General features: G+C 46.2%; 9 protein-coding genes. 4 read left to right on the top strand and 5 right to left on the bottom strand.

Features of this window, described 5'->3' with window-relative positions:
• Positions 1-197: 197 nt before the first annotated feature.
• Together rho and HQM15_05135 are read left to right on the top strand one after the other, a co-directional pair.
• Complete coding sequence (rho, locus tag HQM15_05140) at positions 198-1,646, top strand: transcription termination factor Rho (protein MBF0492145.1); 1,449 nt, start codon at positions 198-200, stop codon at positions 1,644-1,646.
• 1 nt (position 1,647) lies between these two features.
• Positions 1,648-3,051 carry an MBL fold metallo-hydrolase gene (locus HQM15_05135; GenBank protein ID MBF0492144.1) on the top strand — a complete coding sequence of 468 codons (1,404 nt, stop codon included), beginning with the start codon at positions 1,648-1,650 and terminating at the stop codon, positions 3,049-3,051.
• 66 nt (positions 3,052-3,117) lie between these two features.
• Here HQM15_05135 and HQM15_05130 read toward each other — a convergent pair whose 3' ends face one another.
• The 5 genes from HQM15_05130 to HQM15_05110 form a co-directional block, all read right to left on the bottom strand.
• Positions 3,118-4,266 carry a hypothetical protein gene (locus HQM15_05130; protein MBF0492143.1) on the bottom strand — a complete coding sequence of 383 codons (1,149 nt, stop codon included), beginning with the start codon at positions 4,264-4,266 and terminating at the stop codon, positions 3,118-3,120.
• 114 nt (positions 4,267-4,380) lie between these two features.
• The gene (locus HQM15_05125) at positions 4,381-5,553 is read right to left on the bottom strand and encodes a hypothetical protein (protein ID MBF0492142.1); all 1,173 of its coding nucleotides are present in this window, start codon (positions 5,551-5,553) and stop codon (positions 4,381-4,383) included.
• 20 nt (positions 5,554-5,573) lie between these two features.
• Positions 5,574-8,261, bottom strand: coding sequence for a pyruvate, phosphate dikinase (locus HQM15_05120; protein MBF0492141.1), 2,688 nt, complete (start codon positions 8,259-8,261; stop codon positions 5,574-5,576).
• A complete protein-coding gene (locus HQM15_05115; protein MBF0492140.1) occupies positions 8,258-8,548 on the bottom strand; it encodes a DUF2442 domain-containing protein in 291 nt (96 codons plus the stop codon). The genes HQM15_05120 and HQM15_05115 overlap by 4 nt, the downstream gene beginning before the upstream one ends.
• 115 nt (positions 8,549-8,663) lie before the next feature.
• Positions 8,664-10,007, bottom strand: a complete 1,344-nt coding sequence (locus tag HQM15_05110; protein MBF0492139.1) for a glycine--tRNA ligase — start codon at positions 10,005-10,007, stop codon at positions 8,664-8,666.
• A 131-nt stretch (positions 10,008-10,138) separates the two neighbouring features.
• Between HQM15_05110 and HQM15_05105 the strand changes: the two genes are divergently transcribed.
• Together HQM15_05105 and HQM15_05100 are read left to right on the top strand one after the other, a co-directional pair.
• On the top strand, positions 10,139-11,371 hold the full coding sequence (locus HQM15_05105; GenBank protein MBF0492138.1) for an efflux RND transporter periplasmic adaptor subunit: 1,233 nt from the start codon (positions 10,139-10,141) through the stop codon (positions 11,369-11,371).
• A gap of 246 nt (positions 11,372-11,617) precedes the next feature.
• On the top strand, positions 11,618-12,013 hold the full coding sequence (locus tag HQM15_05100) for a hypothetical protein (protein ID MBF0492137.1): 396 nt from the start codon (positions 11,618-11,620) through the stop codon (positions 12,011-12,013).
• Positions 12,014-12,079: the final 66 nt, after the last annotated feature.

Raw genomic sequence — 12,079 nt, 5'->3', positions numbered from 1 at the left:
TTTTAAACTTAAATAGATAATAAAATAATATCGATCTCACCCATTTAAATATCGAGAGCAATACCTATATAATCATAAATCATACCCGTCTATTTTTTTACGGTGTCTATTTGAATCCATTTTTTGACCATCCTCAAACCAAATAAGAAAGGAGCTGAAGTCGGAGATTTCTCCCTCCCTAAGCTTTATCTATCTCTATGAACGAAGAAAACAACCAAGGCCGTGACAATGGCAGCCCTCGCCGTCGTCCACCACAGCGCCGCAACCCCTCCTCCCACACACATCGTGAACCCCGCAGAGATTACAACCCGGATTATTCTGCTGAAGAAAACGGGGCTATTTCAGCTTCTGCTGCCGGGTCTGGCGAGGAAGAAAATCCTCCCATTCAGGGCGATATTATGAACCTGAAGGAGCTGAAAGAAAAAAAAATCAACGACATGATTCAGATGGCTCGCGACCTGGGAATTGAAGGGGCTGCGGGTTTAAAAAAACAGGATCTTATTTTTGCAGTCCTCCAAAAACAAACGGAGCGCAATGGAGCGATTTACGGGGAAGGGGTTCTGGAAACCCTGCCCGATGGTTTCGGATTCTTGCGAGCTCCCGATTACAATTATTTACCCGGTCCTGATGATATCTATGTCTCCCCCTCCCAAATACGACGCTTCAATTTAAGAACCGGAGATACGATTTCGGGGCAGATTCGTCCGCCGAAAGAGTCGGAACGTTACTTTGCCCTCCTCAAGGTTGAAAAATTAAATTTTGAACCCACTGAGGCCTCTCGCGATAAAATTTTATTTGATAACCTGACCCCTCTTTATCCTATTCAAAAACTCAACCTGGAACACGATCCTAAAAACTATACGAGTCGCGTCATCGATTTGCTCACCCCCATTGGCAAAGGACAGCGGGCCCTCATCGTAGCCGCTCCCCGTACTGGAAAGACGGTGATGATGCAGAATGTGGCCAATGCCATTACTTCCAATCATCCGGAAGTGGTGCTCATTGTTTTGCTGATCGATGAACGCCCTGAAGAAGTGACCGACATGCAGCGCTCGGTAAAGGGTGAAGTGATCAGCTCCACCTTTGACGAACCCGCCTCGCGTCACGTGCAAGTGGCAGAGATGGTCATCGAAAAAGCGAAACGCCTCGTGGAACATCGTAAGGATGTCGTCATTCTGCTCGATTCCATCACGCGTTTGGCCCGAGCTTACAACACCGTGGTGCCGCCTTCCGGAAAGATCCTTTCCGGGGGTGTGGATTCCAACGCCCTGCACAAACCCAAACGTTTTTTTGGTGCGGCCCGAAATATTGAAGAAGGCGGTTCGCTCACCATCATCGCAACGGCCCTGATTGATACGGGAAGCAGGATGGATGAGGTGATCTTCGAAGAATTCAAAGGCACGGGTAACTGTGAAATTCTCCTCGACCGCAAATTGATGGAAAAGCGCATCTTTCCCTGTATTGACATCAACAAAAGCGGCACACGCCGTGAAGAACTCCTGCTTCCCGAAAATGTCCTCAATCGGGTTTGGATTTTACGCAAACTACTTGCCCCACTGAATGTGGTCGATTCGATGGAGTTTTTAATCGATAAACTTTCTCATGCAAAAACGAATCTCGATTTTCTGGATTCGATGAATAAATAATATGCGCCTACTCTTCCTCGGTGGTGTTCGAACAGTGACCGGCTCGATGCACGTTTTGGAAACGGGCTCCGAACGCATTTTGCTGGAATGCGGTATGTATCAAGGGCCCCATCGGGAGGCCTTTGAACGCAATTCGAAGCTGCCTTTTCCCTTTGATCTCGATTCCATCGACCACATGCTCCTCTCGCATGCCCATATCGACCATTCGGGAAATGTCCCCACGCTGGTGAAAAATGGATTCCAGGGCAATGTGTTCTCGACGCCCGCCACGCGCGACTTGTGCTCGGTGATGCTCATGGATGCTGCTTATATTCAGCAACACGATGCCGATTATATTAACAAGCATGAGTTGTATGACCCGGATATGGGCCCGGTGCAGCCTATTTATAACGAAGAAAATGTCGTACAGGCCATGAATCACTTCGTGTCCATCGATTATCATCGTTCTTTGCGCATCAGCAAAGAGGTGTCGATGAAGTTTTACGATGCGGGCCACGTGCTGGGTTCGGCGATTGTGGCTTTGGATGTGAAAAAAAATGGCCAAAAAATGCGCATCGGTTTTTCGGGTGATTTGGGCCGAAAAAATATGCCACTGATGCGCAACCCAGAAGCCGTGACCGATTTGGACTATCTTATTATTGAAAGTACTTATGGTGATCGCTCGCACGATCCTATCGACACTATGAAAAGGGATTTGGCCCGTGTGGTGAATGAAACCTTTGCCCGTCGGGGAAAGCTCATCATTCCTTCCTTTGCGCTGGAACGAACTCAACTTCTTGTTTACACCTTGCATCAACTCACCCGAGAAAAATTGATTCCGGAAATTCCTATTTATGTGGATAGTCCGCTGGCCATTTCCATCACGGATATCTTCAAATTGCATCCCGATTATCTGGATTTAGGAACGCGTCAATTTATAGAAAAAACCGGCGATCCCTTTGGTTTTAAGAATCTGGTTTATCTGACCGATTCCGAATCGAGTCGGGCCCTCAATTATAAAACAGAACCCATGATCATTATTGCTTCTTCCGGCATGTGCGAAGGGGGACGGATTGTGCATCATTTGCGCAACAATATTGAAAATCCCAATAATACGATTCTCATCATTGGCTATCAGGCCCAGCATACCTTGGGGCGCCGCATCGTGGAGCGCCGACGGAAGATCAAAATTTTTGGAATCGAGCGAGAGCTGAATGCGCGTGTGGAGGTGATCAACTCCTTTTCAGCCCACGCCGACAAAGGGGAACTCATCGAATTTGTAGAGGCCTGCGGAAAACGACTTCGCGGCGTCTTTATTGTTCACGGCGATGAAGAACAATCTCTCGCCTTGGCGGAACATATTAAAGCAAAAGGTTTTCAAAACGTGCAGGTGCCGACTCCCAAGCAGTTTATTGAGTTGCTGTAACTAAATAAAAATATTCGGCTTTTAGTTTTTGATAGGTAGAGCTACAATTTTTTGTGGGTCAAGCTACTAAAAAACCTGCGAAGAAAAAGCCCGCGACGCAATATCCACAATCGACACGGTTGATCCATTGGGCGCTGCTTCATAGACACGCGTTCCAAAACCAGAAGCATCGTTTAAGATCTCCAGCCCAGAAGCCGCAGAGGCATTGGGAACACTGATTCTCCCTGTGCTGTAAGAAGATAAATCGGAGCTAATGTCGATTGTTCCTAAATCTCCCGTGCTTTGAGTAATAAAGACTACAATCGTTCCATCCGAAGTTTCACCACTTTTTAATTGGGCCGCGGCTCCACTGAGAGGCGCATTGGGAGGGAGGTCTACTCCGGTGGTATTGGGTAAAATGGGATCTCCGATATTAGAACTGGACGAAATGGTTGTTAAATTGAGGTGAAATAAACGAATGGTATTTGCGCCAGGAATGAGCGCAGCCAAAATGCTTCCACTGGTATTTGTAAAGGAGCTGAGGGCACTGGTGTGTCCACCAACATCCAGGCTTTCCACGGCGGTACTTAAGTCTGCGGTGTTTACCACGGACACTGAATTGGATCCCAAAGAAGAAACAAAGAGTCGTGAAATCTCCGAATTGAAACTGAGACGGGCAGGAAGAGAGGCCACCGTTAAAGGACTACTTAAACTGGGATTTCCATCCTGGGTGCTAAAGGCATGCAAAGTGGATTGAGTGCTGTTGCTGACAAAAAGTCTGTGGTTTACGCTATCGAGGGCAAATCCGCCCAATTCGTCTGTTGAAGTGGTCCCTACAGAAATAGGACTAAAACTTGCTGCCCGAAGGCCGTTGCTGCTGTCATAATCGAGCACCGTAATTTGATTGGAATTGCTTGCTCCATTTCCAATAATAAAAATGCGAGAAAGACCCGATCCCATATCTTGAACGGCGATATCCTGAGGATCTTCGGCAAAACGAAGCGCGCTGTCGTTGTTGAGTAAGGGCGCGCCGGTGACAATGCTGTTGTCGATTGTGCTTACTAAGGAAAAATTATTGTTGCGTGAATCTACAACGAAAAGTCGATTGTTGGTACTATCTAATGCTAGTTCTTGAGGGAGCTGCAAAATGTTTGGGGGACTATTATTGCTGCCGCAGGCAGAGCTAAGGACAAGAACAAGGAACAGAAATATTTTTACAAAGGGAACAGGTTTCATTGGAGTGCAGGTCCCATCTCTCTTGAGGGGAGAGGGTCAGGGAGAGGGTGATTTCGAGTCTACTCGATCTCTACTTCCCCCTAAACCCTCTCCTTACGAAGGAGAGGGAGCTCTTTATGGATAACTCGCTACAATGGCGAGAGTAGTTCCGTTGATAATCGAGATCGTATTGGTATTCAAGTTCATCACATATACATAGGCCGTGCCTCCGAAATGGCCTACGCTGAGAGCAAAGGGATATTCCCCCGATTTTACTCCGCTCGGTAAATTGTCTCTTACTGAAATACGTGCAATTTCTCTAAACAACTGGGTGTCGATAACAGAGATTTGGTGATCCTGGCTTAAGCTGACATAGGCACGATGATTGATAACATCAACGGCCACTTCATTGGGGTCGGGGGCTAGTGGGATTTCAGCTACCGCAAGGGAAGCCAAACTGGTTTCAATGGGTGCCCCCACTACAGGTCCCAAATTCCGATCCGTTAAGATCTTGAGAGCAGGGGGAGAGGCTTCTACGACATAGATGTAGGTTCCATCGCTGGCAATTCCGCGCGTGGAGGACGTACTGGTGAGCGCATAATCCATCGCTTCCCCGCCTGGAGCAGTTACTTCCTGGCTAGGATCTGGAGTCAAAATATCGGAGGTGTTTAAAATAAGCAGTTTGTCGGAGCGATTGGACACAAAAATATGCGCGGAGTCTGGGGCAATCGCTGCTTCCCGTGTGTCTGTAGTCAGATAAGTTTGTCCGGCAGAAAGAGTGTTTTGAAAATCAATACGCGTGCGGTGGGTGAGGTCACTCAATAAATAGCGATCAAGAGAATTTTGGCAGACAGTATAAAGATTAGTTCCATCGCCGATTATTCCGAAAGGATTTACATCCGCATTGAACTCATCGACCTGTAAAAAATGACTATCGGTTTCGTTCACATTGATTCGTAAAATTTGGTCTACCGTGTCATTTACATCGGTGCTGAGTCGGTTGGTCACATATAAGCGGTGATTTGTTGCATCCAGATAAGATTGCCCTGAATAATTTTTAATTGAAACCGCGTTACGGGTGCCAGGTGCGATGGGGTTACTCAAATCGAGTACGAGCAGAGAGGCATCCTGATACATAAAAGTATAATTGGAGTTGACTACATAAGCTCGGGCATTCGTTTCATCGATGCTCATTGAAATAGGTTTGGCCAAGGTGGGGGAGCTTGTGCTGAGGGGAATGGATGTAAAGATAGAGGGTCCGGAGCAGGACGAGAGAAAAAGAAAAATGAGAGTAATTTTTTTTAACATGAGTTGTTTGCCCCATTCCTTTAAACGGTACTTGATCCCGTGGAACCTGCCTCTTTGAGGGCCGCCTGGGCCGCAGCCAATCGGGCGATAGGAACTCGAAAAGGTGAACAGCTGACATATTCCATATCATTGCGATGGCAAAACTCGACAGACTTTGGTTCGCCGCCATGTTCTCCGCAAATCCCCACTTTTAGATGAGGCTTCGTTTTTCGACCTAAGTCTACCGCCATTTTAATGAGCCGCCCGACGCCGGTCTGATCCAGTACCACGAAGGGATCTTCTGAAAAGATCTTTTTTTCGATGTAGAAGGGCAAGAATTTTCCCGCATCGTCTCGGGACAAACCATAGGTGGTTTGGGTCAGGTCGTTGGTTCCAAAAGAAAAGAAATCGGCCGCTTGAGCGACTTGGTCTGCGGTAAGTGCGGCACGGGGAAGTTCAATCATGGTGCCTATCTTATACTCTAGGTGTACCCCTTTTTCTTTCATGACCTCTGTCGCAATTTGCTCGCTAATTCCTCGAAGGAGCACGAGTTCTTTATAATCACTCACGAGAGGAATCATGATTTCAGGAATGATTTTAAAATTTTCCTCTTTTGCCAATTCACAAGCCGCTTCCATGATAGCGCGCACCTGCATTTCGTAAATCTCCGGATAAGTCACGCCCAGTCTACAACCGCGGTGACCCAGCATGGGATTGAATTCCTTTAAACTTTCCAGTTTAGCCTCCAGTTTTTCGAGGGAGACATCCATGCTCTTGGAAAGTTGCGCAATCTCTTCGGCGGTATGAGGAAGAAACTCGTGCAAAGGGGGATCCAGCAATCGAATAGTAACGGGCAGATCTTTCATTTCGCGGAAGATGCCTTTGAAATCCCCTTGTTGCATGGGGAGAATCTTGGCGAGGGCCTTTTTGCGACCGTTCACATCTTCGGCCAAAATCATTTCACGCACGGCTTCGATGCGTTCGGCATCAAAAAACATGTGTTCGGTGCGGCAAAGACCAATCCCTTCGGCGCCAAATTGTCTGGCCACCTTGGCATCATGAGGAGTGTCTGCATTGGTACGCACTTTGAGTTTGCGGAAGGAGTCTACCCATTGCATCAGGGTTCCAAAATCTCCCGACAGGGTGGGTGTGAGAGTGGCTATTTTGCCAAAAATGACTTCACCTTTGGAACCATCCAAAGTTATCCAATCGCCCTCTTTTAAGGTTTTGCCACCGAGACTGCATTCTTTTTTCTCCATGTTGATTTTCAAATCTCCGCAACCACTGACACAGCTTTTTCCCATACCGCGAGCCACGACGGCGGCATGAGAAGTCATTCCACCTCGCGCCGTTAAAATTCCTTCGGCCAAGTTCATGCCATGAATGTCTTCGGGGGAGGTCTCCAGGCGTACTAAAATCACCTTTTCTCTTCTTTTCACCCACAGGTCGACGTCTTCTGCAGAAAAAACAATACGACCCACTGCGGCTCCAGGTGACGCAGGAAGGCCTTTTCCAATAATTTCTTTTTTGGCTTTAGGATCTAAAGTGGGATGCAGAAGCTGATCGAGCTGCTCCGGTTCTATGCGCAACACAGCTTCTTTTTTGTCGATTAAACCTTCGGTTACCATGTCTGCGGCCATCTTGATAGCAGCAGCAGAGGTGCGTTTCCCGTTGCGGGTTTGCAACATCCAGACTTTACTGCGCTCAATCGTGAATTCGATATCCTGCATGTCCCGATAATGTTTTTCCAGTTTTTGATAGATACTGACCAAGGTTTGATAACAAGCAGGCAACACTTCTTCCAGGCTGGGCAAGGGAGAGTGATTGCGTTTTTTTCCTTCGAGATTGATGGATTGAGGCGTGCGAATTCCAGCGACCACATCTTCTCCCTGGGCGTTTACCAAAAATTCGCCAAAGAAAAGTTTTTCACCCGTGGAAGGATTTCTCGTAAAGGCAACCCCAGTAGCACAATCGTCGCCCATGTTTCCAAACACCATGGCTTGCACATTTACCGCGGTTCCCCATTCTTCGGGGATTCCATGAATTCGCCGATATTCGATAGCTCTTTTGTTCATCCAGGATTTAAACACAGCTCCTACCGCACCCCAGAGTTGATCCCAGGGATCTTCTGGAAAAGGTGATCCATTTTCTTGCAAGACAATTTCCTTGAATTCAAGCACGAGTTTTTTCAAGTCTTCGGTAGAAAGCTCGGTGTCTAACTTAACTTTTTTCTGTTCCTTCAAGGCTTCCAGCTGAAGCTCGAATTTATGACGGGGAATTCCCAAAACAACATCGCTATACATCTGGATAAAGCGTCGATAACTATCATAGGCAAAACGTTCGTTGCCCGACTCTTTAATGATGCCGACTATCGTTTTTTCAGAAAGTCCCAGGTTGAGAATGGTGTCCATCATTCCCGGCATCGAGGCTCGGGCTCCCGATCGAACGGAAACCAGCAAGGTCTTTTCGCTGCTTCCAAAACGACGTCCCATGATTTTTTCGACCTTCGTCAGATTTTCTTCGATTTGGGCCTTGAGTTCAGAAGGGTAGGTTCGGTTGTTTTTGTAGAAATACGTGCAAAGCTCGGTGCTGATTGTGAATCCGGGAGGGACTGGAATTCCCAACAAATTCATCTCGGCAAGATTTGCACCTTTTCCACCCAGAAGATTTTTTTGTTTGGCATCACCTTCGGCTTGGCCATCACCGAAGAAATAGACGTATTTGGTCATAAGGGACCCCAGTGCTTTGTTTTTTCAATCAGACGTGAGGAATATAAATTCCAATTGTGAAGAGTTTCGGGATCAAAATCTGCTCCATTCGGCCAGCACAGTGTATGGGTTTCTGGATCAATCTTCACTTGTCTGAAAAGAGAAAGTTGTTTCAATGGCCCGTAAATCTCACCTTTTAATAAAGGGGCAAAATCAATTGTTTGCTCGGAGGAGTCATCAAAATGAACCTTGAGCGTATAATCAGAAAGCAGATCTACCGCCCTTACTTTAAAAAGTTGATGATGCATATTCTACCTCAATGGTATTACCTTAACGTAATTTGAAATTAAACTGCACTTGCCAATGAATACTTCCTCCCCCTAGACGGGGGAGGGTGGAGAGTAGAATATCGCGTAACGTGAGTTAAATAAAAATCTTGTCCCTTAAATAATTTCTCACCTGCGAAATCGCAATCCTCTCCTGCTTCATCGAATCCCGTTCCCGCACGGTTACACATTGATCCTGCTCCGATTCGAAATCATAAGTAATACAAAAAGGAGTTCCCGCTTCATCGTGACGACGATAGCGTTTTCCGATACTGCCGGAATCGTCGTAATCGGTTTTAAATTCTTTACGCAGATCCTTTTCTAATTTTTTGGCGGTCTCTCCTAGTTTTTTTGATAAAGGAAAAATCGCCGCTTTATAAGGTGCAATGTGAGGTGCAAATTTTAGTACGACTCGTTCTTCTTCTTGCCCCTTTTCTCCAGCCACTTTTTCCTCGTGATAGGCATCGGCAAAAACGGTAAGGAAGCTACGGTCTACTCCCAAAGAAGTTTCAATGACGGCAGGAACATATTTTTCTTTTTTCTCATCGTCAAAATAGCTGAGGTCTTTTCCGGAATGTTTGATGTGCTGGTTCAAATCGTAGTTGGATCGATTCGCGATACCTTCCAACTCGGACCAACCAAAAGGAAATTCATACTCGACGTCCGTGCAACCCTTGGCATAATGCGCAAGTTCGTCTTTTTCATGGATGCGTTTTCTGAGTTTTTCTTTTTGAATTCCCAGGTCCACAAACCATTGAAAGCGCTCCGCCACCCAATACTCATACCATTTCTCGCCTTCAGCGGCATCTGGATGAATGAAGAATTCCATTTCCATTTGTTCAAATTCACGCGACCGGAAAATGAAATTGCGCGGGGTGATTTCGTTTCGAAAACTCTTGCCAATTTGGGCAATGCCAAAAGGAACCTTTTGTCGCGAAGTAATCTGAATATTCTTGAAATTCGTGAAGATAGATTGACAGGTCTCAGGTCTTAGGTAAGCCACGGAAGAGGCGTCCTGCAAGGCGCCGATGTGGGTTTGAAACATGAGGTTGAATTGTCGGACTTCGGTGAGTTCTCCCGGCCCTTTTTTTTCTTTGGCACAACATTCAACACTCAGCGAAGGTTTTTGAAGACAGGGGATGTTGGCGATGTGATCGGCGCGAAAACGGCCTTTGCAAACTTTGCAATCGACCATGGGATCTGAAAAATTGGCGACGTGTCCTGAGGCCTCCCAGGTTTTGGGATGGCAGATGATGGAGGTATCTACGCCCACGACATCTTCCCGAAGACGCACCAGGCGATTCCACCAGAAATTTTTGATGTTTTGACGAAGCTCAACCCCCAGCGGACCATAATCCCAAAAACCGTTGATTCCCCCATAAATTTCGCTGGATTGAAATATAAAACCCCGTCGTTTGGCGAGGCTGACAAGTTTTTCCATAGTCGCCCCCGCTATCAAGTGCTAGATGTTTGGGTCAAGATAAAAACCCCATTTTTGGCTTTTCCTGTTTGACTTAGATGGACGCTACACTATAATTTTCACTTCTCAACATCCATAACAAGGGCCTTTCCATGAAAAAAAATAAATTGCTTTCAGTTCTATCGATTCTCTCTATTCTGATACCGCTTTCCTTTTCGATTTTGGCTTGTAAAGCAAAACCCAAAAAACCTAAAACCGCGGATAAAATAAAGACGGTTTCTCTCACGGAAGCCAAATGGGAAGAAATTCAGAATACCTTGGAATTGAAAGGCACTTTTGTTCCCAGCGATAAACTGGATGTAAAAACGGAAGTGGAGGGTAAAATATTGTCTGCCACTGCTCAGGAAGGGCAGAATGTTTCGATGGGAGATCCCCTGGCAACCATCGATGCTACGAAGATCAAACTACAGCTGGATAAAAGCAGGAAAGAACTTAAGGAGACAGAGGCGAGAATCGAGGCAGGAATGAATCTGCTGAAAATTATTCCAGCCGCAAATGCTCCTGCTGCCGTTGCTGTGAGGCCGGAAGATGCTGAAGAAAGTCCCTCTTCCGAAAATGGTGATTCCGATGAGGTTGGCGATGAAAGCCACAGACCCGCCTTGAAAGAAAGCGCAGAAACTACAAAAGATCAGGAATCTTCTACTCCGCAAAATGTTTCTGGTTCGTCAAAAAATGATTTGGTGCTGCGTGCAGAAGAATCCACGATGGATCGCATCAAAGCCGAGATTGCCCTGAATGAAAAAAAGCTGGAATCGGAGACTATTAATGCGGGCATTGCGGGTTTCATCAGCCGAAAGAACGTGACGGATGGAAGTGTGGTGGGGCTGGGAGAGGTTTTGTATCAAATTGTTCGCTTGGATCCAATTTTGCTTTCCGTATTTGTCTCTAAAGATATGGTTTCCCAGTTTAAAAAAGGGGATCATCTGGAGGTTTTTTCGGATGAGCTTCCCGGTCAAGCCCTGCCTGCTGAAGTCATCTTTATTGCAGCAGAACCCGATCCTCAAAATAAAAATTACGAAGTGAAAATTTCGCTGAGTAATACGCAACAAAAACTAAAAGGGGGAATGAATGGAAAAATTTTCACCCCTCTTTCAGAGACGAAAGAATCGATACAAATTCCCCTTTCTGCGGCGTTGGAAAAGAATGGAAAGGCCTATGTTTATGTGGTTGAAGGAGATCTTGCTGTAAAGAGGGAAGTCAGTTTGGGGCGAAAAACAGCCGACAAAGTTGAAGTGAAAAAGGGAATTAGAGAAGGGGAAAAAGTGGTGTCCAAGGGCTTAAACACCTTGGTGGAAGAACAGGAATACATTAAGACAGAGAGCTAGGCTTGGTTTTGACCGTGTTTTCTTCTGTAGGAGTGATCTCCTCGGAGAAAAGGTAGGATTCGAGGGGGCTTAAAAAAACCTTACCGATCACCCTGCCACTAAATGGGTTAATGTCTACCTTGAACCCCTCCTCCTTCATTCTTCGCCCATTGATGTAAAGGCTAAAATTTTTTATTTTTTCAATAAAATCCTTCATGAGAATTGAGGCAAGAACATAAAAATGTTATTTTGACAAGGGCGCAGTTTATGAAAAAAATAAAGTTTTTTCTTATCTTTTACATGCTGCTATGGGCCCTCCCTCTCTCCGCAGCCCCCTTGGTTTGGAAGGTGGTTTCCCCCGGATTGGAGGAGGCTCAATATCCGACCCAAGATTCTCACACAAATGCCCAAGAATTGCTGCTCTACAAAGTTAATCTTAAGACAAATGATCTAAGACTAGTGTTCGATAAAGATTTTTCCTCAGTAGGGGTTTCCGTTCGAGAGATGGTCCAACGCAGTGGAGCTTTATTGGGAATCAATGCCGGTTTTTTTGATACCGAAATGAAGCCGCTGGGCTTGTTGATCCGCGAGACTAAGGAGATTGTCAGCGCGCATGACAGGGAGCCTGGAGTTCGCATGATAGGGCCCCACCTGTACGCATGATAGGGACCCGGTGGTTCGCAAGGATAGGGACCCACTTTTTCCTCTAAAAAATAGCGACGGATCTTC

This window comes from Deltaproteobacteria bacterium (assembly GCA_015233135.1).
In the GTDB taxonomy this organism is placed as follows: domain Bacteria; phylum UBA10199; class UBA10199; order JADFYH01; family JADFYH01; genus JADFYH01.
The sequence above is the reverse complement of the archived record's forward strand: the minus strand, read 5'-3'. Positions and strand labels throughout refer to the sequence as shown.